Annotated in this window: 26 protein-coding genes and 2 tRNA genes; 17 read left to right on the top strand and 11 right to left on the bottom strand. The window is 66.0% G+C overall.

Going from position 1 to position 23,710, the window contains the following annotated elements; translation table 11 throughout:
* Positions 1-28: 28 nt before the first annotated feature.
* Complete coding sequence (gene folP / locus JWP90_RS09370) at positions 29-952, top strand: dihydropteroate synthase (protein ID WP_297362967.1); 924 nt, start codon at positions 29-31, stop codon at positions 950-952.
* Positions 945-1,697, top strand: coding sequence for a pyrimidine reductase family protein (locus JWP90_RS09375; RefSeq protein ID WP_297362970.1), 753 nt, complete (start codon positions 945-947; stop codon positions 1,695-1,697). Before folP ends, JWP90_RS09375 begins: the two co-directional genes overlap by 8 nt.
* Positions 1,698-1,699: 2 nt before the next feature.
* On the opposite strand, the gene JWP90_RS09380 is transcribed toward JWP90_RS09375, so the two are convergent.
* The gene (locus JWP90_RS09380; protein ID WP_297362972.1) at positions 1,700-3,583 is read right to left on the bottom strand and encodes a helicase-associated domain-containing protein; all 1,884 of its coding nucleotides are present in this window, start codon (positions 3,581-3,583) and stop codon (positions 1,700-1,702) included.
* A gap of 19 nt (positions 3,584-3,602) precedes the next feature.
* The gene (locus tag JWP90_RS09385) at positions 3,603-3,881 is read right to left on the bottom strand and encodes a multidrug ABC transporter ATPase (RefSeq protein WP_297362974.1); all 279 of its coding nucleotides are present in this window, start codon (positions 3,879-3,881) and stop codon (positions 3,603-3,605) included.
* Between the two features lie 179 nt (positions 3,882-4,060).
* Here JWP90_RS09385 and JWP90_RS09390 point away from each other — a divergent pair, with 179 nt between their 5' ends.
* Together JWP90_RS09390 and JWP90_RS09395 are read left to right on the top strand one after the other, a co-directional pair.
* Complete coding sequence (locus JWP90_RS09390; RefSeq protein WP_121672606.1) at positions 4,061-4,444, top strand: cold-shock protein; 384 nt, start codon at positions 4,061-4,063, stop codon at positions 4,442-4,444.
* Positions 4,445-4,491: 47 nt separating this feature from the next.
* Entirely contained in the window at positions 4,492-5,424 is a 933-nt protein-coding gene (locus tag JWP90_RS09395) for a DUF3027 domain-containing protein (protein WP_297362980.1), read from the top strand.
* 82 nt (positions 5,425-5,506) lie between these two features.
* On the opposite strand, the gene serC is transcribed toward JWP90_RS09395, so the two are convergent.
* Positions 5,507-6,619 carry a phosphoserine transaminase gene (serC, locus tag JWP90_RS09400; RefSeq protein ID WP_297362983.1) on the bottom strand — a complete coding sequence of 371 codons (1,113 nt, stop codon included), beginning with the start codon at positions 6,617-6,619 and terminating at the stop codon, positions 5,507-5,509.
* A 123-nt stretch (positions 6,620-6,742) separates the two neighbouring features.
* Between serC and JWP90_RS09405 the strand changes: the two genes are divergently transcribed.
* The 3 genes from JWP90_RS09405 (at position 6,743) to JWP90_RS09415 (ending at position 9,464) form a co-directional block, all read left to right on the top strand.
* Positions 6,743-7,438: a metal-dependent transcriptional regulator gene (locus JWP90_RS09405; protein ID WP_297362986.1), complete on the top strand. Its 696-nt coding sequence runs from the start codon at positions 6,743-6,745 to the stop codon at positions 7,436-7,438.
* 425 nt (positions 7,439-7,863) lie between these two features.
* Positions 7,864-8,631, top strand: a complete 768-nt coding sequence (locus JWP90_RS09410) for a C40 family peptidase (RefSeq protein WP_297362989.1) — start codon at positions 7,864-7,866, stop codon at positions 8,629-8,631.
* A gap of 332 nt (positions 8,632-8,963) precedes the next feature.
* Complete coding sequence (locus tag JWP90_RS09415; protein WP_297362993.1) at positions 8,964-9,464, top strand: HNH endonuclease; 501 nt, start codon at positions 8,964-8,966, stop codon at positions 9,462-9,464.
* Position 9,465: 1 nt separating this feature from the next.
* Here JWP90_RS09415 and JWP90_RS09420 read toward each other — a convergent pair whose 3' ends face one another.
* Complete coding sequence (locus JWP90_RS09420; RefSeq protein ID WP_297362996.1) at positions 9,466-9,846, bottom strand: VOC family protein; 381 nt, start codon at positions 9,844-9,846, stop codon at positions 9,466-9,468.
* A 215-nt stretch (positions 9,847-10,061) separates the two neighbouring features.
* Here JWP90_RS09420 and JWP90_RS09425 point away from each other — a divergent pair.
* The 3 genes from JWP90_RS09425 (at position 10,062) to JWP90_RS09435 (ending at position 14,621) form a co-directional block, all read left to right on the top strand.
* Positions 10,062-10,133 (top strand) — tRNA-Arg (locus JWP90_RS09425).
* Between the two features lie 529 nt (positions 10,134-10,662).
* Positions 10,663-14,364 carry an AAA family ATPase gene (locus tag JWP90_RS09430; RefSeq protein ID WP_297363062.1) on the top strand — a complete coding sequence of 1,234 codons (3,702 nt, stop codon included), beginning with the start codon at positions 10,663-10,665 and terminating at the stop codon, positions 14,362-14,364.
* 29 nt (positions 14,365-14,393) lie between these two features.
* The gene (locus JWP90_RS09435) at positions 14,394-14,621 is read left to right on the top strand and encodes a hypothetical protein (RefSeq protein ID WP_297362999.1); all 228 of its coding nucleotides are present in this window, start codon (positions 14,394-14,396) and stop codon (positions 14,619-14,621) included.
* Between the two features lie 64 nt (positions 14,622-14,685).
* Here the strand turns inward: JWP90_RS09435 and mscL are convergent, their stop codons facing one another.
* The 3 genes from mscL to JWP90_RS09450 are packed head-to-tail and all read right to left on the bottom strand — an operon-like array spanning position 14,686 to position 16,104.
* On the bottom strand, positions 14,686-15,090 hold the full coding sequence (gene mscL / locus JWP90_RS09440) for a large conductance mechanosensitive channel protein MscL (RefSeq protein ID WP_297363002.1): 405 nt from the start codon (positions 15,088-15,090) through the stop codon (positions 14,686-14,688).
* Between the two features lie 25 nt (positions 15,091-15,115).
* Positions 15,116-15,463 carry an FmdB family zinc ribbon protein gene (locus tag JWP90_RS09445; protein ID WP_297363005.1) on the bottom strand — a complete coding sequence of 116 codons (348 nt, stop codon included), beginning with the start codon at positions 15,461-15,463 and terminating at the stop codon, positions 15,116-15,118.
* Positions 15,464-15,522: 59 nt separating this feature from the next.
* Entirely contained in the window at positions 15,523-16,104 is a 582-nt protein-coding gene (locus JWP90_RS09450; RefSeq protein ID WP_297363008.1) for a 5-formyltetrahydrofolate cyclo-ligase, read from the bottom strand.
* A gap of 90 nt (positions 16,105-16,194) precedes the next feature.
* On the opposite strand from JWP90_RS09450, the gene galU reads away from it, so the two are divergent.
* The 5 genes from galU (at position 16,195) to ppk2 (ending at position 19,822) form a co-directional block, all read left to right on the top strand.
* Positions 16,195-17,088 (top strand): UTP--glucose-1-phosphate uridylyltransferase GalU, encoded by an 894-nt coding sequence (galU, locus tag JWP90_RS09455; protein WP_297363011.1) that lies wholly within the window; start codon positions 16,195-16,197, stop codon positions 17,086-17,088.
* Positions 17,089-17,117: 29 nt separating this feature from the next.
* A complete protein-coding gene (locus tag JWP90_RS09460) occupies positions 17,118-17,783 on the top strand; it encodes a GNAT family protein (protein WP_297363014.1) in 666 nt (221 codons plus the stop codon).
* A gap of 77 nt (positions 17,784-17,860) precedes the next feature.
* Positions 17,861-18,790 (top strand): hypothetical protein, encoded by a 930-nt coding sequence (locus JWP90_RS09465; protein ID WP_297363017.1) that lies wholly within the window; start codon positions 17,861-17,863, stop codon positions 18,788-18,790.
* Positions 18,791-18,833: 43 nt separating this feature from the next.
* Positions 18,834-18,906 (top strand) — tRNA-Ala (locus JWP90_RS09470).
* An 82-nt stretch (positions 18,907-18,988) separates the two neighbouring features.
* Positions 18,989-19,822 carry a polyphosphate kinase 2 gene (ppk2, locus tag JWP90_RS09475; protein ID WP_297363020.1) on the top strand — a complete coding sequence of 278 codons (834 nt, stop codon included), beginning with the start codon at positions 18,989-18,991 and terminating at the stop codon, positions 19,820-19,822.
* A 9-nt stretch (positions 19,823-19,831) separates the two neighbouring features.
* Here ppk2 and JWP90_RS09480 read toward each other — a convergent pair whose 3' ends face one another.
* Positions 19,832-20,692 carry a DNA-formamidopyrimidine glycosylase family protein gene (locus tag JWP90_RS09480; protein WP_297363022.1) on the bottom strand — a complete coding sequence of 287 codons (861 nt, stop codon included), beginning with the start codon at positions 20,690-20,692 and terminating at the stop codon, positions 19,832-19,834.
* An 81-nt stretch (positions 20,693-20,773) separates the two neighbouring features.
* Between JWP90_RS09480 and JWP90_RS09485 the strand changes: the two genes are divergently transcribed.
* Complete coding sequence (locus JWP90_RS09485; RefSeq protein WP_297363025.1) at positions 20,774-21,196, top strand: hypothetical protein; 423 nt, start codon at positions 20,774-20,776, stop codon at positions 21,194-21,196.
* Between the two features lie 55 nt (positions 21,197-21,251).
* Here JWP90_RS09485 and JWP90_RS09490 read toward each other — a convergent pair whose 3' ends face one another.
* From JWP90_RS09490 to JWP90_RS09500, 3 genes are all read right to left on the bottom strand, one after another.
* Positions 21,252-21,419 carry a hypothetical protein gene (locus JWP90_RS09490; RefSeq protein ID WP_297363028.1) on the bottom strand — a complete coding sequence of 56 codons (168 nt, stop codon included), beginning with the start codon at positions 21,417-21,419 and terminating at the stop codon, positions 21,252-21,254.
* Between the two features lies 1 nt (position 21,420).
* A complete protein-coding gene (locus tag JWP90_RS09495) occupies positions 21,421-21,846 on the bottom strand; it encodes a DUF1801 domain-containing protein (protein ID WP_297363031.1) in 426 nt (141 codons plus the stop codon).
* Positions 21,847-21,913: 67 nt separating this feature from the next.
* Complete coding sequence (locus tag JWP90_RS09500; RefSeq protein ID WP_297363034.1) at positions 21,914-23,179, bottom strand: DUF445 domain-containing protein; 1,266 nt, start codon at positions 23,177-23,179, stop codon at positions 21,914-21,916.
* Between the two features lie 280 nt (positions 23,180-23,459).
* Here JWP90_RS09500 and JWP90_RS09505 point away from each other — a divergent pair, with 280 nt between their 5' ends.
* Positions 23,460-23,684 carry a hypothetical protein gene (locus JWP90_RS09505; RefSeq protein ID WP_297363039.1) on the top strand — a complete coding sequence of 75 codons (225 nt, stop codon included), beginning with the start codon at positions 23,460-23,462 and terminating at the stop codon, positions 23,682-23,684.
* The last annotated feature ends 26 nt before the right edge of the window (positions 23,685-23,710 follow it).

Consider the following 23,710-nt stretch of genomic DNA (forward strand, 5'->3'; position numbering starts at 1 on the left):
TGCGCTGCTCGTGCGGCACGATGGACGCATGTCCAACCATCAACCGGCGAACCCAGCGCGGGCGCCGGAACTCATCGCGCCGGTGCGCACGATCGGGTTCCGCACGTTCGACTTCTCCCGGCAGGTCGTGGTGATGGCGATCATCAACAGGACGCCGGATTCGTTCTACGACCGTGGGAGCACGTTCAGTCTCGATCGCGCCGTCGCAGCGGCGCTCGCGGCCGTGGCCGACGGCGCCGAAATGGTCGATATCGGGGGAGCGCCGTTTGCGCCAGGGCCTGAGATCTCCGTCCCGGCCGAGATCGACCGCGTCGTGCCCGTCATCGAAGCCGTGCGGGCGGCATCCGACGTGGTGATCTCCGTCGACACTTTCCAGCCGGAGGTGGCGCTCGCGAGCATCCGTGCGGGCGCGGATCTCATCAACGACACCACCGGCCTTCGGAACCCGGACATGGTCGGCGTCATCGCGGACAGCACAGCAGGGGTCGTCATCACCCACAGCCTCGCGGAGCCGCGCACGCCATTCGCCCGGCCGCAATACTCCGACGTGGTCGCCGAGGTTGCTGCCTTTCTGGCCGAGCGCGTCGATGCCGCCCTGGCCGCCGGAGTCCCTGCCGAGAGGATTCTCATCGATCCAGGGCATGACCTCAACAAGAACACGCTTCACTCCCTGGAACTGACCCGGCGCTTCGCCGAGATCGCGGATCTGGGCTATCCAGCGCTCGCCGCAGTGTCGAACAAGGACTTCATCGGTGAGACGCTCGACCGGGATCGCGGGGAGCGCGTGACCGGTTCGCTCGCTGCCGCTGTCGTCGCCATCGTCAACGGTGCGAGGATTCTTCGCATGCACAACGTCGCCCCTGCCCTCCAGACTGCCCGCATGACCGAGGCGATCCTCGGGTTCCGGCAACCGGCGCGCCTGCGCCACAACATGGGGGAGACGAATGACTGAGTCCGGCATCTCGCTGCTCGAGGGCGGCGCGGCACTCAGCGACGACGAGATCGCAGACCTGTACGCGGTCGCCGACCGTGCCGTGCCGTGGCTGCGGGTGAATTTCGTCTCCAGCATCGACGGTGCCGGGACCCACAACGGCCTGACGGCGGGCCTCGGCACTCCCGCCGACAAGCGGGTCTTCGACGTCCTGAGGCGACTGTGCGACGTCGTTCTCGTCGGCGCCGGCACCGTGCGCGCCGAGGGCTACGGACCGATGAGACTCGACGAGCCGGCGGTGCGGTGGCGGCGTGAGCACGGCCTTGCAGACCAGCCGGTTTTCGGGATCGTATCGGCCGGGCTGGAGCTCGACCCCGCCGACCGGATCTTCACCGACGCCCCCGTGCGGCCGATCGTGGTCACCGTCGAACGAGCACCGGCGGAGCGACGGATGGCGCTCGCCGAAGTCGCGGATGTGCTCCTCGCCGGCGAAGAGCACGTCGACACGGCCAGGATCCGCTCGCTGCTCGCGAAGCGCGGGCTCGTGCAGGTGCACTCCGAGGGTGGGCCGCATTTCTTCGGCGACCTCCTCAGCGGCGACGCCGTCGACGAGATCTGCCTCACCATCAGCCCGTTCGCGGAAGGCCCAGGGGCCGGGCGGATCACCGAGGGAACCCGGACGGGCATCCAGCGCCGGATGGCACTCGCGCACGTGCTGAGCTCACAGGGGACGCTGCTGCTGCGCTATGTGCGCCAGCCGGCCTGAACCTACTTCAGGGCGATGATGCTCGACAGCGGCAGGGTGCGTTCGATGTCCGCCTTCTTGTCCCGCCCCCGAAGCCTGCCCCCGGACACGCCGGTAGGTTCAAGCACGAAATCCATGGGGCCCGAGCGCGGCACCTCGACGGTGATCGTCACCGTCTGCTTCGCGCGGATCGCCGCGTCGAGCTGACGTGCGATCCAGGCCACATCCGTGCCGCCGGACGTGTCACCCTCGACCTCGCGCAGCCGGCTGATCAGGATGCCGTGATCGGGAAGTGGAGGAGGAGCGTCCATCGGCGGCGCCACATGACGACGGCGCAGGCTGATCAACTCACCCGATGCGGTCTCTGCCGCGACGGGATACCGCGCATCGCTGATCGCCCAGAACACGACCTCCAGGTCGAACCGGCTGAGCATCCGGTTGGTGCCCGTCCGCCGCAGTCCGAGCGACGCGACCGACTGGTCGACGTCGAGCTGGCCGAGCATGGAGCTGTCATCGGAGCGCACGTAGGTCCTCGCATCGCGGGAGACGGCATCCGGGTGGTCGTCCGGGATGGCACCCACCCGGATCGCGCCGAACCGGGACGCCGCCTGTGAGATGAGCTGATCGACGGGCTGCGGGATGCCGGTCAGCGAGAGAGAGGAAAGGAATTGGAGTATTCCGGGTGCCGACTCGCCCGCGGACAGCGCCCGGTTGACGCTTTCAGCCGACAGGCGGTAGCTGAAGGCCTGGGCCCGTCCCTCGAGGTCGGCGACCGTCCGAAGCCGACGGTCGAGTTCAGGCTGGAGCGGACCGGGCGCGATGACGGTCAAGTCGTGCTGGAGGTACACGTTGCGCACGTGGGCGGGGAAGTGGGAGGCCATGGCGGTCGCGGCGGCCGCGGCATCCGTTTCAAGAAGGATCCGCCCAGCGGTGCTCGGCACCTGCATCTCGGGAGAGGGGCCGCTGGTTATCCCGAGCATGGTGGCCTGGTCGGTGACACGGGAGACCTGGCCGCGGATCCAGTCGCCCCCCGCGGGATACAACCACTGGGCGTAGTCATGCAGTGCAGTGCCCCAAGTGGAGCGGGTGCGTCCGCTGAGCACGGCACGCACCTGTGAGGGGAGCGCGTTGAGCCAGGCAGCGGCGAGAATCCGCCAGCGTTCCCTCGCGGTGAGGGTGAGCCACTCCTCGCCGGCCGGTGCTGTGAGCCAGAGGCCGGGAACGTGGTTGACGAGGCCGGCGCGGACGGTCAGGTCGAGATAGGCGTCGATTGTGTGGCCGTGGACCTGCATGATCGCTGCCAGCCGTTTGCGCTCGGGCAGAGCCGGACCGCCCTTGCCCAGTTCACGGGCCGGATTGGAAAGGAGCTCCAGGAGCAGCTCACCGCTGGCCGAGGTGGTCTGGAAGGCGTGTTCCGCGGCGCTCAGGTCGGTCAGGGCGTGTGATGCCTCGGTCGGTGCAGGGGGAAGGGCAGGAGCAGGCGTTGTCACCAGTTGCACAGCGATCGGGACACCGGACGTCGACCATGTCGCCAGCACCGCTGCGACTGCTTCGATCGCTGCGTAGCCGCCGTCGACGCGCGAGAGGAGCGCGCGGTCCGCGGCGAACGCAGCGCGTTCCTCCACCTCGTCGCTCTTCACGTCTGTCGCCCCGAGTGCGGTGAGCCGGTCGGCGATCGCCTGGGCCGGGAGCGGCGTCGTCGTGGCGGCGGCGAGGACGCTGAGGGTCAGCCGATCGAGTCGTCGAAGAACGCCCCGGATGCTCGACGGGTCGAGCAGGAGTTCAGCCAGGTCGAAGAAATCCTGCGCCCGAACGGCGGACGCCACACGGCGTTCGGTGAGCAGCTCCTCCAGCGCTGCATCCGGCAGAGCCCGAAGGTTGCTGGCGAGGGTCAGGATGTCGGTCATCTGGTAGCCGGTTCCCCGGTCAGTGCTCCGGCTGGTCTCGGCGGGATTCCCGCGCGCGCCGCACAGCGCTGGAAACCATGAGGGTGATCAGGAGCACGATCGCCAGCGGAAGGCCGATGTACGGAACCATGACGACGACGGGCCACAGCCCGCTCGCGAAGTCGTCGGACCCCATTCCCTGCATCGTGCCGACCATGATCGCGACGAAAGTGCCAACGGAGAGCAGGACGAGCGCGAGCAGCATGAATGCCAGGACCCGTTCGGAGCGGCTGACGTTGTGCTTTTGAGGATCGGTCACAGTTCTCAGGCTATCGGCATAGGGCTCCCTTCCCCAATGGACGGGAAGGTGCCGCGGATTCCACTGACGCTCTAAGCTGGAGGGGCGGGAACGTCCCGTTCGTCTGCGGCTCCTGCCGGGACGACAGCACCGCACGCCGGCTCCAGGTCGGCGTGTCCAGTTCACAGCGAGGTTCGTCCATGCCCACCGGCAAGGTTAAGTTCTACGACGACGAGAAAGGCTTCGGCTTTATCTCGAGCGACGACGGCCAGGAAGTCTTCCTGCATGCCTCCGCTCTGCCTGCAGGCGTTACCTCCGTCAAAGCAGGCACCCGCCTCGAGTTCGGTATCGCCGATGGCAAGCGCGGAGTGCAGGCGCTCTCCGTCCGGGTGCTCGATGCGCCGCCGAGCCTCGTGAAGATGAAGCGCAAGCCGGCTGACGACATGGCCATCATCGTCGAGGACCTCGTGAAGCTGCTCGACGGACTCGGAGGAGACCTCCGCAGGGGCCGTTATCCTGACAACGCCCATAGCCGCAAGGTCGCGCTGTTGCTGCGACGCGTGGCCGACGAACTGGACGCGTGATCGCTGCGCCAGGCTGGGCCCGCCGTCTTTTCCAGAGGAGCACTCCGATGACCACCACTGAGAACTCCACCATAGAGCCGACGCACGAACCAGCCCTCTCAGAAGAGACATCGCCGCAGACCGCGGTGGAACCGGCGGCGGATGTTGCAGGCGCAGTATCGGACGACGGCGACCAGCAGGCGGATGTTGCGCCGCACGAACCTGCGGCGATCGGCGAAGAGGTGCCTGACGGCGCCCAGACCGATGAGCCTGCGGCGGACGGCTCGGTCCACGAGGCGGGCGACGCGTCGAGCGCCGCCGGGGATTCCGCGGTGGCCCGCCCGGCACCGGTTGCCGACGAGGTCCTGCTCGCCTCGGTCGACCTGGCGCGCGCAGCGTTGCTCGAGGTGACCCCCGCTGACACCGTCGGCGACCCCGTCGGGCACGTTGCTGAAGATGATCACGTGCTCTCGCTTTTCTTCGACAGCAAACTCCGTGGTTACCCGGGTTGGCATTGGACCGTCACACTTTCCCGTGTCGGTGATGCGGAAACCGTCACCGTGCTCGAGACGGAGCTGATGCCGGGCGAGGACGCGCTTCTTGCCCCTGAGTGGGTGCCGTGGTCTGAGCGTCTCGCCGATTACCAGGCGGGTCAGGAAGTCGCGGAGAACGAGGCACGTGCGCTTGCCGAGGCCGCCGCCGTTCTCGACGACAGCGACGATGAAGACGACGAAGACGTCTTCAGCATTCTCCACGCCGGCGATGTCGACGGCGTGGATGTCGACGAGATCGACCAGGACCCGGGTGAGACCGACGACGATGACGACGATGACGAGTCCGACGATGACGATGACGCCGACGAGTCCGACGATGACGAGTCCGACGATGATGACGACGACGAGGACGACGACGAGTCCGACGATGACGATGACGAGTCCGACGATGACGACGACGAGGACGACGACGAGTCCGGCAGCGAGGGTCTTGACCGCAGCTACTGAGTGCGGCGACTGAGCATCACCCGTTCGTTCGACAGTGAAGGCCCCCTCCGCGGAGGGGGCCTTCACACTGTCGAACTGTCGTTTACAGCGCGTCGACGACGTACTCGATGCTGCGGGTGAGCTGGCGGACGTCTTCGGGCTCGATGGCGGTGAAGGTTGCCACACGCAGCTGGTTCCTGCCGAGCTTCCGGTATGGCTCAGTGTCGACGATGCCGTTGGCCCGAAGGACCTTGGCGATCGCGGCGGCGTCGATCGACTCGTCGAAGTCGATGGTGACGACGACCTGCGACCGGTGCTCGGGGTTCGAAACGAACGGGGTCGTGTACGACGTTTTCTCAGCCCAGTCGTACAGGTGCGAGGACGACTCGGCGGTCCGTGCGGATGCCCAGTCCAGGCCGCCGTTGCCGTTCATCCACTGGAGCTGACTGTCGAGCATGATGAGAGTCGCAAGCGCCGGGGTGTTCAGCGTCTGATTCAGGCGCGAGTTGTCCACCGCGTTCTTGAGGCTGAGGAACTCAGGAATGTAGCGACCGGATGCTGCGACGCGGTTCACACGTTCGAGGGCCGCCGGTGAGAAAAGGGCGAACCACAGGCCGCCGTCCGACGCGAAGTTCTTCTGCGGGGCGAAGTAGTAGACATCCGTCTCGCTCGCGTCAATCGAGATGCCGCCGGCGGCGCTGGTCGCGTCGATCACGGTGAGTGCGCCGTCGTCGCCGGCCACCCGGCGAACGGGGGCCATGACGCCTGTCGATGTCTCGTTGTGCGGCCAAGCGTAAACGTCGATGCCCTCGGCTACCTCGACCTCGCTGCGCGAGCCGCCGGGGGCATCGCGAACCAGCGGTGCCTCGAGCCACGGTGCTGCTGCGGCCTTTGCAAACTTCTGGCCGAATTCGCCGAAGGTCAGGTTCTCGCTGCGGCGTTCGATCAGGCCGAATGCGGCGGCATCCCAGAATGCGGTCGACCCGCCGTTGCCGAGGATGACCTCGTACCCATCCGGAAGCGAGAACAGGTCCTCGAATCCGGAGCGCACGCTCCCGACGAGATCCTTGACAGGCGCCTGCCTGTGCGAGGTGCCGAGCAGGTCGGCGCTGGCGCGGACAATGGCGTCCACCTGCTCCGCCCGGACTTTTGAGGGGCCGCAACCGAAGCGACCATCGGCGGGCAGGAGTTCTGGGGGGAGGGTAATCTCTGGCATCCGCCAATTGTAGAAGCTCAGGCGTGCCATCGCGGTGCCGACAGGGAGCGCGGCGGCGACCAGATCCGTTCAGGGTGGACCGGTAGGCTGGTCGCAACTGCGCTGAACCCAGGGGAGACGTCAATGACAGATCTGATTGACACCACCGAGATGTACCTCCGTACCATTCTTGAGCTTGAAGAAGAGAACATCGTGCCGCTTCGTGCACGGATCTCTGAGCGGCTTGGTCACTCGGGCCCGACGGTGTCACAGACGGTCGGCCGGATGGAACGCGACGGCCTCGTCGTGGTCTCCGGTGATCGCCACCTCGAGTTGACTGTCCCCGGCCGCCGGAAAGCCATCCACGTGATGCGCAAACACCGCCTTGCGGAGCGTCTGCTCAGCGACGTCATCGGCCTGGAGTGGGAATTCGTCCACGAGGAAGCCTGCCGCTGGGAACACGTGATGAGCGAGCAGGTCGAGCGCAAGCTCCTGGCAATGCTCGATCACCCCACCGAGTCGCCGTACGGTAACCCGATTCCGGGGCTCGACGAGTTGGGCGACACCCCGGCGGGTACCTTCTCCCATGGCGTCACGAACCTCGTGGAACTGGTCCGCGGATCCCCGAGCGCCATCACAGCGACAATCCGCCGCCTCGGCGAACCGGCGCAGGTCGACCCAGAGCTGTTGCTCCAGCTCAAGCAGGCCGGTGTGATGCCCGGCAACATCGGCAGCTTCTCAGCGATCGGATCGTACGTTCTCGTGCGGGTTGATGGTTTCGGTGACGGCCTCGAGCTGCCCAATGAAGTGGCCGGACACATCTTCGTGCAGGACGCGTAACCCGGGTCCTAGCGCGGTTCCGAAGTCCGTGTCCAACGAAGGCGTCCGCACCATCCGATCTCCGGTCGTTATGAATTCGTTAGAAATATTCCGACTTTGGTGACAAATCGGTAACGATCCCGTACCCTCGGATAAGTCCGAAGGTCGCAAGCCGATCACAGGACCCAGCGCCGGGCGCCTTTCTTGCTCGTCTCCCTGCGCCGGAAAACCCGATCTTTTCGCGGACGAGGCAGCCTCCCTAAAGGTTGTGCAGGGCGCCGGAGGTTTCCACCTTGCCCATTTCTACTGATCCTCAGTCGCTCGGGGAAACGTTGCAGCCTTCGGGCTCCGGAACCGTCGCGAGGCAGGCAGCGGTCTCTTCACGCCTCGCGGCCCCCCGCGGCACCACACCACCCGCCGCGCCAACCAGGCCAGCGCCCCGGCCGATGAGTTCGACCACGTCCGGCTGGAGGGCCTGGCGTTCCACCGCCATCATGGCGCTCGTTGTGCCCGGCCTGTTCGCCACCATGGCGTTGCCGGCGTACGCCTTCACACCTGAGACGGATGCGGCGGGCACCGCCTCACTCCAGTCGTTGAAGGAATCCGGGGCGCAGTCCCTCTCCGTCGGTACCAGCATCACCGCGAACGCTGTCGCCCGCGACGGTTACTCGGCCACGACCGAGGAGGAACTCGCCGCCGCGAACGCCGCTGCTGCTGCGGCGGCCGCGAAGGCCGCAGCAGACGCCGCCTCAGCAGAAGCGGCTGCGAAAGCTGCGGCCGACGCCGCCTCCCAGCGCGCCGCATTCACCAACACGCAGAATAAGTTCTCCGGCCCGTCGGCCGAGGACCTCGCGAAGGCGCCGCCGTACCCGAACTTCAGCCTCGCCCAGGTCTACTCGGTCGCGCTGCAGTACCAGGGTGTGCCGTATGTGTACGGCGGAGCAACTCCTGCCGGCTTCGACTGCTCCGGTTTCGTGAAATACGTGTACGCCCAGTTCGGCGTCAGCATGCCGCACTCGTCGACCGCCCAGGGCAACATGGGAAAGCGGATTTCGATTCAGGATGCCGTCCCCGGTGACCTCATCGTCAGCGACGGGCACATCGGCTTCTACGCCGGCGACAACAAGATCCTGCACGCTTCACGGCCAGGAACGCCCCTGCGAATCGGCCCGATCTATGCCGACAACTGGTGGGTCGTCCGCATCGGGATCTGATCGAATCCGAGGTTGTCTTCGCGACAGCCTCGGTACTCGCACAGAATTGGTGTGCCTTCTGGAGGGGGCACGCCATTTGTGCGTTACATTAAAGCCCTGACCTTTGGAAAGTGCGGGAAGCTCATGGATCGAATACCCGGTATCCACACCACGGATGCTTGCGGTTGCTTCGAAACCGGGCCCGCCGGCTACATCTGTTCCTGCCGCTCGTCGGTTGGAGAAAGGCGCTGTCTGTAAGACGGCGCCTTTTTTGTTGCCCGGATCCCGTTCTTCCTCGGTCGGAGAGAACCGAATGACCGTGAAGCCGTCACGGCGATTTGAGAGGAACCGACATGCGCACACTGGTGTTGAACGCCGGGTACGAACCCCTTGCCATCGTTTCATTCCGGCGGGCACTCGTGCTCGTGATGAATCACAAGGCGTCCATCGTCGAAATCGACACCGGCCACCCGGTGTGGGCGACCGACGGTGCGCATGACCGGCCATCCGTCATCGTTCTCACCCGGTACGTGAAAATCCCCAACGCACGGCGAGTACCCGTCACCCGTCGCGGTGTGCTTCGCCGGGACGCCAACCGGTGCGGCTACTGCGGCACCACTGCGTCGACGATCGACCACATCCTGCCCCGCTCCCGCGGGGGAGCGGACTCGTGGGAGAACCTCGTCGCATGCTGCCTGCGATGCAACAACGCAAAGAGTGACAGGACCCCTGGTGAGATGGGCTGGTCCCTCCGCACCAAGCCCCGGATGCCGTACGGGCCGACCTGGGCTGTGCGCGGCGCTGAGCGTGCGACACCGTCCTGGGACCAGTACCTGACGCCGGCGGCCGCGTGAGCTAGCTGCGGAACTGCGACAAGCAAAGGAAGTTGCCCTCGCTGTCCCTGAACCAGGCGCTGTATTCGCCCTCATACTCCGCGATTCCGTTTACGGTCTTCAGGTCGTCCGAGTCGTATTCTTCGAATGTCACGCCGCTGGAGCGAAGCTCGTCCATCGCGGAGCGGATGTCCGTGACGCCCCAGCACATCTGAGTGTTCTGGGCGGTCCCTGCGTTGGGAGTCTGGTAGATCATGAAGTCAGGGGCGGTCGCGCTGCCGTACATGAGCATTTCGCCCTGGTCGAGGGTGGGCTCCAAGCCGAGCTTGTCGCGGTAGAACTCGCGGGCGCGGTTGATATCAGTAGCGGGCAGGACAGTGAAAGAAGCGCTTGTCATCAGCATGATGCCGACTCCGTCTGTGTGTGACCGCTGCGCCCGAGATTCCGCCACGGTCGGTTGGCCTGATCTTCGTCAGGCTGAAGAGAATGGTGCCCGCTCGGTGACGGTTGATCCGTCGAGGGGCAGGCGCCGCGGAGGACGATGTTGCAACTGGCATGGTACGCCCGAGCGCAGGTGTGGCACAGGGGGTATCCGCCTCCGCTAAACTTGGCGAGTCAGCCTCTGTAGCTCAACGGAAGAGCACCTCCGTCCTAAGGAGTTGGTTGGGGGTTCGAATCCCTCCAGGGGCACGTCGCTGGGGTCAGGCGGAACGAGGCCGGTACCTGACGCTGAACTTCGGTACCGAGCCCGTCTCGACCATCTGAGGGGAGCGTTCGGCGTCGCCGGGGAAGGACGCCGCGAGGCGCGGGGAGAAGACCGGCGCACGCACGCGCGTCGGGCGCGACACTTATTTCCGCGGGTCCGACTCCATCGACGTTGCGGCGTGACTCGGATGGTGAGGGCCCCTGTTGCTGTTGCGGTGGATTCGCGGATGGTGAGGGGTCCGGTGATGCTGCTGCTGCGGTGGCATCCGAACGACAACCGGGGCCCTCTCGGCGTGAGCCGTGTGCGCGGGAAGCGGTGCGGGTCCCTTCGGCGGGCGGGATCGCTGCCCAACGCGTCACAGCGGCAGAGGAATGTTCACAGAGAGGGTGGATCGTCCAAGAACGCTGGCAACTCGGCGAAAACCGGTGATGCTACCGGCATTTCGCCCGGCTAGCGCTTAGGGTGTGGGTTGTGTGGCGGCTAGACAAGAAACCAGATGCGCGCGATTTCGATATCGACGACGCAAATACCTCGCTTGCGCTCTCGGTCACCAGTCCGACCGGCCTGAGCGTCGGCGACCCGAACTTCGTGGTGGGCAACGTGGCAGACACGGAACGGCAGCGGTGGCGCAGCCAACTGGCAGCGGCGGGCGGGCGCTCCCCCCTGCTTCACTTCATCGACGAGCCGCGCACGCGGATCGAGCTGAGTTCAACGCACCCCGGCGGCCTTCCGCAGTTCATCACCGGCCACTCCACACTGCTGTCCAACCTCATCCGTGACGAACTCGCCCTGCGTAGCGCCAAGGCGGCTGCCGATCAGATCACCGTCAAGGGCATCGAACTGCGCACCGTGCGCGGCATCGAGTCTGTCCACCTGGCGATCGGCCTGGCCCAGTGGCGTAACAACGGTGAAGAATTCTCGGCGCCTGTCCTTCTCCGGCCGGTCGCAATCCGCCGCTACGGGCGCGACTTCGAACTCAAGCTCAAGGGCGCGCCGTTTCTGAACCCTGAGCTCGCGCGAGCTTTGCACGAGCAGTACCGGATCACCCTCGACGCTGAGGCGTTCGAAGCGCTCGCCGTCACCAACGGAGTGTTCCAGCCGCAGCCGGTGATCGACCGGCTCCGCGGCCTGACCCAGCACCTCGAATGGTTCAGCGTGCAGCCGCGGCTGGTCGTGTCGTCCTTCGCGGATGTCGGACACGCCCTCGCCCGCGACGCGAGCGACCTCGAGCACCCTGTCCTGGACGCCCTCGCAGGCAACCCTGGCGCGCGGCGGCTCGTCGAAGGTCTGTTCAGCCCGGTGGATGCCATCGGGCAGGACGAACGCCCGCCGGCAACCGACACCCTCCTCCTCGACGCTGACACCGAGCAGGAAAACGTGATCGCGCAGATCTCCGCCGGGCACTCCATCGTCGTCACCACACTCCCTGGCACCGGCGGAACGCAGACCGTCGTCAACGCCATCGGCGCCCTCGTCGAGCAGCACAAGCGTGTCCTCGTCGTCAGCGCACGGCGCTCAAGTCTCGACGGCATCCGTCACCGCTTCAGCAAGGTGGGTCTTCCCGGCTTCACCGTCAGTCCGGCGACGATCAAGCGCGACCTGATCCAGGCGATCTCCCGCAACGAGAAAGCCGTCGCCCCGAAGGTGGCCGACGTCGACGACGCCCTTGTGCGTCTGCGCAAGGTGCTCCTCGACTACCGCGGTTCGCTCCGCCGCATCGACAGCGGCCTCGGCGTCAGCGTCATCGATGCCCTCGAAGCTCTGACGAGGCTCGGCAACCTCCCGGTCCCGCCGACCACGTCTGCCAGGCTCGATCTCGTCTCGCTCGAAAAACTCGCAGGCAACCGCGGGATCGTCGCCCGCAAGCTGGCGACGGCGGCAGCGCTCGGTGAATTCCAGTACGGCCCGGACGACTCTCCCTGGTACGGCGCTCAGTTCGCCAGCACCCGGCAGGCCAAGGCTACTCATGACCTGGCCAAGAAGCTGCACCGCACCGAGCTTCCCCGGCTGCTCGAGCGTGGTTTCGAACTCATCGGCCAGACCCGCATGCGCGCATTCGAATCGGTCGAGGAACTCGGCGTGTACCTGCGGCTGCTCCTCGATGTGCGAGAGACCCTCGACAAGTTCCAGCCGAGCGTCTTCGACCGGTCGCTCGGCGAATTGATCGCCGCGACGAGCAACAGGCGGGATGCCCCGGCCATGTCCGGCGCGAACCGTCGCCGCCTCAAGAAACTCGCCCGCGAATACGTGCGCCCAGGGGTGCACATCGCGGACATGAACGCCGCGCTCCACCGCATCCAGCAGCAGAGGACCCTGTGGCAGCGGTACGTCGCTGCCGGCGTCACCCCTGAGGTTCCGCTCGGCATCGCCGACGTCCAGGTCGCCTACCAGCGTGTCGTCGAGGATCTCGCCAAGCTCGACGTTCCCCTCGGGCGCAACAAATCCGAGCCCCTGGTCTCCCTGCCGGTCAAGGAATTGATCAGGCTGCTCTCCGGGCTCGCCGCTGATTCGCAGGTGATGGAGAACCTTCAGGAGCGCACCACCCTTCTCGGGGAACTCCGCGAGAAGGGTCTCGCCCCGCTGATCACCGACCTGTCCGTCCGGCACGTTCCAGAGGACCAGGTCGCCGCCGAGCTCGAACTCGCCTGGTGGCAGTCGGTCCTCGAGCACATGCTCGCGACCGACCGTGCCCTGCTCGGGGCCAACACGAGCGTCATCGACCGCCTCGAGGCAGACTTCCGGCTGGTCGACGAAGCACACGCGTCGGCATCCGGTGCGCTTCTCGGCTCGCTGCTCGCAGAAACCTGGAAGATCGGGCTGGTCGACTTCCCGGAGGAAGCCAACGCCCTCAAGAAGCTGCTCCGTGCCGAAACCGCCAGCCCGGCGAAGCTCGAGGCTTCGGCGCCGCACCTGTCACGGGTGCTCTCGCCGGTGTGGCTGGCCTCGCCGTACGAGGTGCACGTGATCCCCGAGAGCGTCCGGTTCGACGCTGTGTTCCTCGTCGACGCCGGCGCGACCACTCTCGCCGAGAACGCCGTCGCGATCCGCCGGGCACGGCAGATCGTCGCGGTCGGCGACCCGGTGACCCAGAGCCCGACGCCGTTCCAGATCGCAATCGGAGACCTCCGGGAACCGGATGCCGCCGAGAACGTCGACGCACGCCACGCCGATTCCGCCCTCGCGCACCTGTCTGGCCTGCTGCCGACCCTCACCCTCACTCGCAGTTACCGCGCTGGGGGCGAGGACCTCGCCGAACTCGTGAACCACCGTTTCTACGGCGGCGAGATCGAGTCGCTGCCGTGGGCCGGATCCTTCCTCGGGCACGGCAGCCTCACCCTCGACTACGTGCCGAACGGGCATGGTATGCCGGACCCGGAGACCGGGGGAGTGGAGAGTGTCGACGCCGAGGTCGCCCGCGTCGTCAACCTCGTTCTCGAGCACGCCGTTTCCCGGCCGCGCGAGTCGCTCATGGTCATCACCGCGAGCGAGAAGCACGCCACTCGCGTGCATCAGGCGGTCATCTCCGCTTTCGCAACGCGCGCGGACCTTTCGGACTTCATCCTCAGGGAACGCGCTGAACCGTTCACCGTGCTGACACTCGAGCAGTCGGTGGCTGAGAGCCGTGACCGGGTCATCTTCTCGCTCGGCTACGGCGTCACCCCGCACGGTCGCGTCCTGTCGAACTTCGGCGCGCTCGGTGCCCCTGGCGGCGATCGCCTGCTGGCCGTCGGCATGACTCGAGCCCGCCGCTCGATGGTCATCGTCTCGTGCATCCGCCCCGAGGACATCGATGTGGACAGGATGCAGCACGGGATCGCCGCCCTGACCGGGATTCTGCGCCAGCCCGTGCAACACGAGCCGACGCCGCCGGCAACCGACGGCGCAGAGCCGATGCTGCTCGACCTCGCCGAGCGCCTCTACCGCCACGGGCTTTCGGTCGAAGTAGGATATCGCGGCAAGCTTGCCCTCGTCGCCTCGTACGGGAACAAAGCCATCGCGGTGGAATCCGACCCCGAGGTCGGTTCCGATTCCCTGCGCGAGTCGCTGCGGCTCCGCCCCGATGTTCTGCGACGGCTGGGCTGGCACTACCTTCGAGTGCACAGCTTCGACCTGTTCAGCGATCCGGACGGTGTCGCGTCGAAGATCGTGTCGATGCTCGGCGCCCCGGCTGCCGACTCGAAAACGTCGGAGGCGTCGGAGGGCCCAGCCGAGTAAGTCAGGCTTTCCCGTTTAGGCTTGGAGGTATGCCCGCTCTTCCTCCCTCGAACGAGAACCAGGACGCACCCGTCGTGCGACGCATCCGTGGTTCTCGCCGGGTGATTCGACCTGGCGTTCCTGGCGCCGACCCGACACCCCAGCTGACGGCCGAAGCCGTGCGCGCCGTCGAGGACACCGATGCTCCGTGGGGCGCGGCCGGCACGGACACCAATGACGCCCAGCTGAAGCAGGACGTCCCGCCGCACTGGGGTTGAACGGGATCGTCAACGACGAACCGCGAGCAGCCGGGCTGCTCGCGGTCGGTCTTTCGCTGGTGGGCTAGGGGCGCAGGGTGTTCCTGGCGAGCAGGTCTCGGATCTCGGTGAGGACGTCGATCTCGGTGACCGGTGCGTCCTCGCGAACGACTCCGGCCTTGCGGCGGGCGTCAGCGTGCCCCTTCATGGTGTTGATGGGAAGGACAAAGACAAAGTAGACAACGGCGGCGACGATGAGGAACGTCAGAATCGTGCCGATCACCGCCCCGAACTTCAGCTGGGCAGTTCCCAGAGTGAGAATCAGGGACTCATCCAGGCTGTCCGCCTGAAACAGAGCACCGATCAGCGGGTTGAAGATGTTCTCGACGATCGAGTTGACGACCGCAGTGAATGCCGCACCGATGACCACAGCGACCGCGAGGTCGATGACGTTGCCGCGCATGATGAAGTCTTTGAAACCGGTGAACATGTGGGTCTCCAGGTCGAAGAAGGGATCAGGAGGCGGCGGGAGCGCTGCTGCTGCTGCTGCTGCTGCCGCTGCTGCTGCTGGAGTTACTGCTGCTGCCGCTGCTGCCGCTGCTGGAGTTGCTGCTGCTGCTGCCGCTCGTCGCTGCCGCCGAGGAGGTTGCCTTCTCCGTCTTCTTTCTGCTTGCCGGGTTCTCACTCTTCCGCGAATCGTTGCGGTAGAAACCTGATCCGTTGAAGGTCACCCCGACGGCGCTGAAGAGCTTACGAAGCTTGCCTTCGCAGGTGGGGCATTCGGTGAGGGAAGCGTCGGTGAATGACTGCTGGATGTCGAATGCGGTGTCGCAGACGGTGCATTTGTACGAATACGTGGGCATGATGATTTCCTGGCTGGTTGCGGCAATGTGCCGGGTCGGTCGTGCGAAGAGTGTGGGCGCTAGAAGTCGAAGATGCGCGATGGGGTGACCACGCCGTTCACCGGCTGGTCGTGCAGTTCGCGCGGAATGTCGGACACGATCTCGGAATCGTAGACGACCGCGTACACGGGAGGGCATTTCTCCATCGAACCGAGGGTCTTGTCGTAGTACCCGCGTCCCCAGCCCAGCCGGGTTCCGTCAGGGCTGATGGCGGCGGCGGGAACGACGATGAGGTCGACGTCGTTGATGGCGATCGGTCCGAGCGGCTCGCCGACGGGTTCGGGCATTCCGTACAGCCCCTGCTGCTCCTGCTCGCCCTCGCTACCGACGGTCCAATCCAGCAAGCCGTCTTCACGGCTGACGGGGAACAGGACGCGGACGTCATGCGCGAGGGCCCAGTTGACGAACGGCCTGGTGTCTGGCTCGGTGGGCGACGACAGGTAGCAGGAAACACTCCGTGCGTCGAGACCGCTCACGAGGGAGATGAGATTGTTCGTCACCCCGATCGTGGCGTTCTCCCGCTCGACCACGGTGAGGTTCTGCCGTCGTTCACGCAGTTCGGCACGCAGTGCGCGCTTCTGATGATCCGCGGGGGTGGGCATGGGCCCATTCTAGGCGGCGGATGTTACTGCACCGGAATCCGTCCGCTCTCGGGTTGTCCCCACAAAATGGGTGCCCACTACGATTGACGCATGTCTTCATCAGTCAGGAAAGTCGTCATTCCCGCCGCAGGCCTCGGAACGCGGTTCCTTCCTGCCACTAAAGCGATGCCGAAGGAGATGCTCCCGGTCGTCGACAAGCCCGCGATCCAGTATGTGGTGGAGGAAGCGGTCAGCGCGGGACTTCGGGACGTTCTGATGATCATCGGGCGCAACAAGAACGCGCTTGCCAACCACTTCGACAGCGTCATCGAGCTTGAGCTGGCCCTCGAGGCGAAGGGGGACAAGAACCGCCTTGAGCGGGTCGTCGAGTCGAGTGAGCTCGCCGACATCCATTTCCTGCGCCAGGGAGACCCGCGCGGTCTGGGGCACGCCGTCTCGCGTGCGCGACGCCACATCGGCAACGAGCCGTTCGCCGTGCTTCTCGGTGACGACCTCATCGACGCCCGTGACCCTCTGCTGACCACGATGATCTCGGAGCAGGAGGAGCGACAGGCAACCATCATCGCGCTCATGGAGGTGGACCCGTCCACGATCCACATGTACGGCTGTGCAGCCGTCGAGGCGACCGATAACCCGGATGTCGTCCGGGTGACCGGGCTGGTCGAGAAGCCGGCTCCGGAAGATGCCCCATCCAACCTGGCGATCATCGGGCGGTACGTGCTGACCCCGGAGGTGTTCGACATCCTGGACAGGACCGCGCCAGGCAAGGGCGGCGAAATCCAGCTCACCGACGCGCTCCAGGAACTGGCCGCTGACGAGTCGATCGCCGGTGGGGTGTACGGCGTGATCTTCCGCGGCCGCCGTTACGACACAGGCGACCGTCTCGACTACATCAAAGCCATCGTCCAGCTCGCTTCCGACCGTGCAGACCTCGGTGTCGACCTGAAGCCGTGGCTCAAGGAATTCGCCGGGAAACTCGACTAGATCGCCTCATTGTGTGAAGGAGAACCGCGGTGGCCCAATCCGTGCCTGTGCTGAGCGACGGTCCGATCACCGTTCGGCCGGTTCGCGTACGCGACGCCAAGGTGATCGAGCACGAGTTGCTCAGCAACCGTTCATGGTTGCGGCCGTGGGAGGCGACCAGCCCATACGCGCCTCGTTCATTCGACATGCGCTCGAGCATCCGTTCACTGCTGCAGAATGCCCGTTCTGGAGGCGGACTGCCACTCGTGATGGAGTACGAAGGGGAAGTCGCCGGACAGCTGAACGTGTCAGGCATCACCTACGGCTCGCTGTCCTCGGCGACGCTCGGCTACTGGGTGTCCGAACGATTCGCCGGCCGCTCGGTAACTCCGACCTCGGTGGCCCTTGCCACCGACTATTGCTTCACCGAGATGGGGTTGCACCGGATGGAGATCTGCATCCGTCCGGAGAACGCGCCGAGCCTTCGTGTGGTTGAGAAGCTGGGGTTCCGCTACGAGGGGTTCCGGCGGCGTTACATCCACATCAACGGCGACTGGCGTGACCACTTCTGCTTCGCCCTCGTTCGCGAGGAAGTTCCGCTGGGTGTGCTTCGGCGCTGGCACGACGGAGAAGTCCCGGAGGGTGCAGCGAGTGTCCCCGCCGTTGACCGGCTGGCCTCGCAGACCCCTCTGCTGCCGCCGCCGGCACTTTTCTGAACCCTCAACCTCAACTTTCAGGTGACACACCCCCGCCAATGAGGATGAAAGCCCGCAAGCGCTCGTAGTTTAGAGCCATGACTGGTGGCGGGCTTCTGAGTGGCGGGATCGTCTTCGCTGTCGCCGCCGTGCTCTGGATCGTCTACCTGTTGCCAACCTGGCTGCGCCAGAGCGAATATCTCGCCACGGAACGCAACGCCATCCGGCTGCAGCAGACCCTGCGCATCCTCGCCGAAACGGCCGAGGTTCCCGCCGAGATCCGCGTGGAAGCCACCGCCCGCAACGTCGCCGAGCAGCAGAGAATCCTCAAGCGTGTCGAGGCCGACGTGCGCGAACGAGCCAGACTCGAAGCGACAGCATCCGCAGAAGCCGCTCGAGCCGCCGCTGCTGCGGCCATAACGGCCCTGCGAGCCGAGCCGCGTGTGCGCATCGCCCGGGCACGCCGACGCGCCCGCCTCACCGCCACCACCGTGCTCTTTCTGTCTCTCGTCGCCGCGGGTGTCGGCGGCTGGGTTCTCGCGACGGCTGGATCTGCCCTGCTCCTCAGCACAGCAAGCGGAACCGCCCTCGTCGCGCTCGCCATGATCGTTCGCATGGCGAGGGTGGGCCAGCGCACCCTGCGGGTTCTGGCGCCGACACAGTCCGTGCAGCGGCCGGCGGTCTTCGAACCCGTCGAGATGGAAGCCAGCGCACCGGCTGCAGCCACCTGGACGCCCATGCCTCTGCCGAAACCGCTTCACCTCTCGCAGGGCTCCTCCGCTGCGGAGGCGATCGCGCAGGCAGACGCGCACGCCGCCCTCCGTCGCGCCGCGATCGCGCAGGTCATGGCTGCCCGTGCCGCCGAGCAGGCGCCTGCGGTCCCGTCCATCGTCGCGCCGGCCGTTGTAGAGCCCGCCATGCCGGTCGTCGCCACGAACCCCTTCGCGGGGATGGGAATCGTGAACGAATCCGAACTGGCCCCGACAGACATCAACGCAATCCTCCAGCGCCGCCGTATCGCCAGTTAGTGAATCGCACGCGGTCGATCGCGTGATAATCTTGACGACACCAGGGCCTATGGCGCAGTTGGTAGCGCGCCTCGTTCGCATCGAGGAGGTCAGGAGTTCGAATCTCCTTAGGTCCACCCTGTAGCTTCTCGCCGTTTTCTGTTTGCCCGTCACCGCCGGACGCTGGAGTCCAGCCATCCGAGTTGGGAAGGGCACACGATGTCCGGATCGAAGAAGTCCACGAAGAAGAAGAACAAGCGCCTCGACAAGGCGCTGTACGAGGCTGAGCTGACCCGATTGCAGGTCGAGCTCGTCACCATGCAGCGGTGGGTCGCTTCAACAGGTGCCCGGGTCCTCGTGCTGTTCGAAGGGCGCGACGCGGCGGGGAAGGGCGGGGCGATCAAACGCATCGTCCAGTACCTCAATCCCCGTTCGGTGCGAGTTGTCGCGCTGCCAACGCCGAGCGAACGCGAAGCCGGGCAGTGGTATTACCAGCGCTACATCGAACGGTTGCCGACTGCGGGTGAGATCGTGCTGATGGACCGCTCCTGGTACAACCGGGCGGGCGTCGAGAAGGTCATGGAATATTGCACGGCCGAGCAGTACGACCGGTTCCTCGAGCAGACGCCGACCCTGGAACGGATGCTCGTCGACGACGGCATCATCCTCGTCAAGTACTGGTTCTCGGTCTCAGACACCGAGCAGGAGAAGCGCTTCAAATCGCGCCTCAAGGATCCGGTGCGCCGCTGGAAGCTGTCCGAGACCGATCTGGCCTCGATCACCAGGTGGGAGGACTACTCCCGGGCGAAGGATGCCATGTTCGCCGCAACGGACACGCCGCAGGCGCCATGGTGGACGGTGGAGAGCGACGACAAGCGGTCCTCCAGGTTGAACACCATCGCCCACCTGCTCTCACAGGTGCCGTATGAGCAGAGCGAACCAGCGGCCGTCACGATCCCCGACCGCCCGGACGCCAGCGACGCCGACAGGCCGGACTTCGACGAGCAGAATTTCGTGCCCGATCACGCCAGGACACTCGCCGCAGCATCCTGAGTGGACAGGTCACTTGAGCAGGCGGGAGAGCACCCGGTCAGCGAGCGGCTTGCCGCCCGTCTGGCAGGTGGGGCAGTACTGGAACGTCGAATCGGTGTAGATCACCTGGCGCACCATGTCACCGCACACCGGGCACGGTTCTCCGGTGCGCCCGTGGACCTGAAGCCCCGATTTTTTCTCCTTCTTGAGCTCTGACGCGGCGAGGCCGTCGGCGCGGGCGATCGCGTCGGCAAGGGTGAACTGCAGCGCTTCGAATAGCCGCGATGCGTCCTCGTCGCTCATCGCGGCGGGTTTGAACGGCGACATCCGTGCGGTGTGCAGGATCTCGTCCGAGTAGGCGTTGCCGATTCCGGCGATGAGCGACTGATTACGCAACACACCCTTGATCTGGGAACGTCCTGCCGACTTCAGGATGTCGAGGAACACTGTTTCGGTGAAATCGGGCGCGAGAGGATCGGGGCCGAGCCGGGCGATGCCTGGCACCTCGGCGGGGTCACGGACGAGGTAGACGGCGAGGCTCTTCTTGGTGCCCGCTTCGGTGATGTCGAAACCGGAGCCGTCGTCGAGTACCAGCCGGGCGGCGAGGGCAGTGCGACCCGGTTTGCCTGCCGGTGTCGGCGCCTCGTTCCGCCAGCGGATCCAGCCGGCTCTCGCGAGATGGAGGATGACATGCAGGTCCTCCACGACGAGGTCGAGGAACTTGCCGTGCCGTGTCACCCCGCGGATGATCCCTCCGTTCACGGCGCTCACCGGCGGATCGAAGGTCTTGAGCGCGGCGAACGAGACCATGTCCAGCCGATCGACCCTCCGCCCGGTCAGGCGCGCGCCCAGATCGGTCACAAGCGCGTGGACCTCGGGAAGCTCTGGCACGATCCCAGTCTCCGTCAGTCCACCGACATTCGTCCAGTGGTGCTCTCGCTAGGCTGGGAGAACGAAATCAGAAGGAGCTCGATGTTCGAATGGATCTGGGGCATCGCCATCGTCGCGATGCTCGTCGTCGTGATTGCCCTGTTCGGTCGTCGGATCAAAGGCGCCTTCTCGCCGGCGGCCTCCGCGCGGTTCGACACGACAGAGATTCCGCCTGACGACCCGGAGACCCGGGAGTTCATCGTGCGCGATGACCAGACCGGGTCACGGCTCCAATTCTTGACCCTGCACGAGCAGGGGCGGGTGGTGAACATCGTGGTGCCGCCCAAACACCTCCGAACCGGGGTCGAGGTCGACCTGTTCGAAGCGGCATTGCCATCGGCGCCGCAGGTGGTGCGGTGGACCTGGCCGCAGACGACGCCGGACGGTTACGCCGCCCTGCAGATCATCGCCAGGCGGATGCCGCACCTCGAGTTCGTGGACGCCAGCGGCAACCGCGTGCCCTGAGCAGCAACGTCAGCGGCAGCGTACGGGCGCCCGCCCTTGTCGCCGCTGCCGGCGCTCAGCCGCACCAGTACGCCGAGATCTCATCGACGGCAAGCGGTGTGTCACAGCGCCAGCACGACTCCAGCGACGTGTCCACAAGCGCCCCGCAAACCTCGCACACCCGGTTGAGCCAGCAGACCGGCTCGCCCGGGAACTCCTGTTCCTCCCTGTCGGCGTCGGCCATGTCAGGAGGGGGAGTCGAGTGAACCCTCGGCCTCGGCACGGGGGTGCCTCACGAGGTTCCGCAGCACTTCGATGTCGACGTCGTCGAGTCGTTCGATGTAGGCACATCCTTTGCCAAGGGTGTGTTTGCCGAGAACGGAGAGGAGCTCCTCGCTGCGGGCGTCGCCCTGCAGACCGTAGAGGGTCAGCGCGGTCTTCCTCGGCGCGAACCCGACCTTCATCGAGTCTCCCTCACGCCCGCTGGCGTAGCGGTAATGGAAACTGCCGAAGCCGATCATCGTCGGCCCCCACCGTCTCGGGGGCTCGCCGGTCGCATCGCCCATCAGGCAGAGCAGGCGGGCAGCGTCCTCGCGTTCGCGTGCGTCCTCGATCGCGTCGATGAGCGCATGCGGATCCTCGTCGTTCTGCTGTGTCTTCGGAGCTGCCATGCCTCATCGTGGCACCGGCGGGTGCCGGTGGTCAACGGCGCCTCCCGCGCTGTTGAGCAAAAACGGCTCAGCCGCCGAACAGGGCGGATGCCACCGTGAAGATGCCGAGCCCGGCCAGCGCGCCGACGACCGTGCCGTTGATGCGGATGAACTGGAGGTCCTTGCCGACCTGCAGCTCGATCTTGTCGCTCGTTTCCTCAGGGTCCCAGTTTTCGATCGTTTCGGTGATGACGCTCGCGATCTCGTGCCGGTGGTTGCCGACCAGCGACACCGCTGCATCCGTCACCCAGTCGTCGACCTTGCCGGCAAGACGGACGTCGCGTCCGAGGCGCTCACCGACGTCGACGAGGGTCGCAGCGAGCTGCTGACGGAGACCGCTCGAAGGGTTCTCCAGCGAAACGATGAGCGCCTCTCGTGTCGTGTGCCAGGCGCGACCCGCGAGATCACGCACGCGAGGACTGTCGAAGACCTCGGACTTGGCGCGCTCGAGCGCCTCGATGGTCTCTGGGTCTTCCTGAAGCTTGCGGGCAAGCTCCGAGAGGTAGGTGTCCATGGCGACGCGGGCCGGATGCCGGGGGTTCGACCGCGCGCGACGCACGAAGTCGACGGTCTCGCGGTAGATCCGCTCGTCGACGAGCCTGTCGACGAAGGACGGCACCCAGGTGGGCAGGCGGGCGGAGACCAGCTTGAAGAACATCTCCGGATTCGCCGTCATCCATTCATCCAGTCCGTCGAGCAGCAGGTTCACAGCACTGTGGTGTCCGCCGTCGGCGATGAGGCGTTCGCCCCAGGCGCCGACGTGTTCACTCCAGCCGGGCTCGATGAGGTGGGTCCTGGTGATCTGTTCGACCACATCCTGGACGTTCTCGTCGTCGAGCAGTTCGAGCATGCCCCTCCCGGCTGCTGCGGCGTCGTCAGCGACCCTGGCGGCGTTCTCAGGCCGTGCCAGCCAGGCACCGACGGTGCGGCCGAGGCCAATCGACTCGAGCTTCTGCCGCACGACAGCGGCAGAGAGGAAGTTCTGTTCGACGAACTCTCCGAGCGTCGCGCCGATCTCGTCTTTCCGTCTGGGGATGATCGCCGTGTGCGGAATCTTGAGGCCAAGCGGATGCCGGAACAGAGCGGTAACGGCGAACCAGTCGGCGATCGCCCCGACCATGCCGCCCTCGCTCGCGGCCCTCACCCAGGCAAGCCACGGGATCTCGTCCTGGAGAGCGAACGAGACGCAAAAGATGACGGCCATCAATCCGAGCAGCGCGGTCGCGGTCCGCTTCATCCGGGTCAGGGCGACGCGTCGTTCGGCATCCGCCGGGCTGTCGATCAGAATCGTCATCCGCCCATCGTATGTCGGCGCCCGGGGAGGTCAGACGGGGGTTGCGGTCAGTCGGGGTTCCCTCGTGCGTCGTCGTGCGATCCGCTGTCGGCATCGCGTCCTGGGGGAGTGGCGGGCGCGGCGGCACGCCCTGCTGGGGAGCCCGGTCGGCCCGAGAGGTGCGCCGGGAGAGCGCTTTCGCCGCACCAGCCAGACGACCAGGATCGCGAGCAGGCCGAGCGGAAGAAGCCACGGCAGCAGAACACCGAAGACGACCAGCAAACCGCCGAAGAAGGCGGTCATGGACTGGAATCCGACCACCACACCGCCCCAGAAGTCACCGGGAGCGGCACCCGCCACCTCGCCGGGTGTGGTGCTTGAGGTCAGGGGTCGTATCGTCGAGGACTTCGGAGGGAACCAGGAGCACGAGGTGGGCGGATCCGTTGCGCGAACCCTCGACCGAGAAATCGTGGCTGTTCTGACAACCTGGCGCTCAACACCTTCTCCGCCCTCGACCGGGCACTGAACCCCGGGCCCTGAACCCCGGGCTCT

The organism is Mycetocola sp. (assembly GCF_025464835.1).
Taxonomy (GTDB): domain Bacteria; phylum Actinomycetota; class Actinomycetes; order Actinomycetales; family Microbacteriaceae; genus Mycetocola_A.

What these genes read in the sequence shown, in the direction of transcription:
- folP (WP_297362967.1), top strand. Translation starts at nt 29, where the DNA reads ATGTCCAACCATCAACCGGCGAACCCAGCGCGGGCGCCGGAACTCATC.
- JWP90_RS09375 (WP_297362970.1), top strand. Translation starts at nt 945, where the DNA reads ATGACTGAGTCCGGCATCTCGCTGCTCGAGGGCGGCGCGGCACTCAGC.
- JWP90_RS09380 (WP_297362972.1), bottom strand. Translation starts at nt 3,583, where the DNA reads ATGACCGACATCCTGACCCTCGCCAGCAACCTTCGGGCTCTGCCGGAT.
- JWP90_RS09390 (WP_121672606.1), top strand. Translation starts at nt 4,061, where the DNA reads ATGCCCACCGGCAAGGTTAAGTTCTACGACGACGAGAAAGGCTTCGGC.
- JWP90_RS09395 (WP_297362980.1), top strand. Translation starts at nt 4,492, where the DNA reads ATGACCACCACTGAGAACTCCACCATAGAGCCGACGCACGAACCAGCC.
- serC (WP_297362983.1), bottom strand. Translation starts at nt 6,619, where the DNA reads ATGCCAGAGATTACCCTCCCCCCAGAACTCCTGCCCGCCGATGGTCGC.
- JWP90_RS09405 (WP_297362986.1), top strand. Translation starts at nt 6,743, where the DNA reads ATGACAGATCTGATTGACACCACCGAGATGTACCTCCGTACCATTCTT.
- JWP90_RS09410 (WP_297362989.1), top strand. Translation starts at nt 7,864, where the DNA reads ATGAGTTCGACCACGTCCGGCTGGAGGGCCTGGCGTTCCACCGCCATC.
- JWP90_RS09415 (WP_297362993.1), top strand. Translation starts at nt 8,964, where the DNA reads ATGCGCACACTGGTGTTGAACGCCGGGTACGAACCCCTTGCCATCGTT.
- JWP90_RS09420 (WP_297362996.1), bottom strand. Translation starts at nt 9,846, where the DNA reads ATGCTGATGACAAGCGCTTCTTTCACTGTCCTGCCCGCTACTGATATC.
- JWP90_RS09435 (WP_297362999.1), top strand. Translation starts at nt 14,394, where the DNA reads ATGCCCGCTCTTCCTCCCTCGAACGAGAACCAGGACGCACCCGTCGTG.
- mscL (WP_297363002.1), bottom strand. Translation starts at nt 15,090, where the DNA reads ATGTTCACCGGTTTCAAAGACTTCATCATGCGCGGCAACGTCATCGAC.
- JWP90_RS09445 (WP_297363005.1), bottom strand. Translation starts at nt 15,463, where the DNA reads ATGCCCACGTATTCGTACAAATGCACCGTCTGCGACACCGCATTCGAC.
- JWP90_RS09450 (WP_297363008.1), bottom strand. Translation starts at nt 16,104, where the DNA reads ATGCCCACCCCCGCGGATCATCAGAAGCGCGCACTGCGTGCCGAACTG.
- galU (WP_297363011.1), top strand. Translation starts at nt 16,195, where the DNA reads ATGTCTTCATCAGTCAGGAAAGTCGTCATTCCCGCCGCAGGCCTCGGA.
- JWP90_RS09465 (WP_297363017.1), top strand. Translation starts at nt 17,861, where the DNA reads ATGACTGGTGGCGGGCTTCTGAGTGGCGGGATCGTCTTCGCTGTCGCC.
- ppk2 (WP_297363020.1), top strand. Translation starts at nt 18,989, where the DNA reads ATGTCCGGATCGAAGAAGTCCACGAAGAAGAAGAACAAGCGCCTCGAC.
- JWP90_RS09485 (WP_297363025.1), top strand. Translation starts at nt 20,774, where the DNA reads ATGTTCGAATGGATCTGGGGCATCGCCATCGTCGCGATGCTCGTCGTC.
- JWP90_RS09490 (WP_297363028.1), bottom strand. Translation starts at nt 21,419, where the DNA reads ATGGCCGACGCCGACAGGGAGGAACAGGAGTTCCCGGGCGAGCCGGTC.
- JWP90_RS09495 (WP_297363031.1), bottom strand. Translation starts at nt 21,846, where the DNA reads ATGGCAGCTCCGAAGACACAGCAGAACGACGAGGATCCGCATGCGCTC.
- JWP90_RS09500 (WP_297363034.1), bottom strand. Translation starts at nt 23,179, where the DNA reads ATGACGATTCTGATCGACAGCCCGGCGGATGCCGAACGACGCGTCGCC.
- JWP90_RS09505 (WP_297363039.1), top strand. Translation starts at nt 23,460, where the DNA reads ATGGACTGGAATCCGACCACCACACCGCCCCAGAAGTCACCGGGAGCG.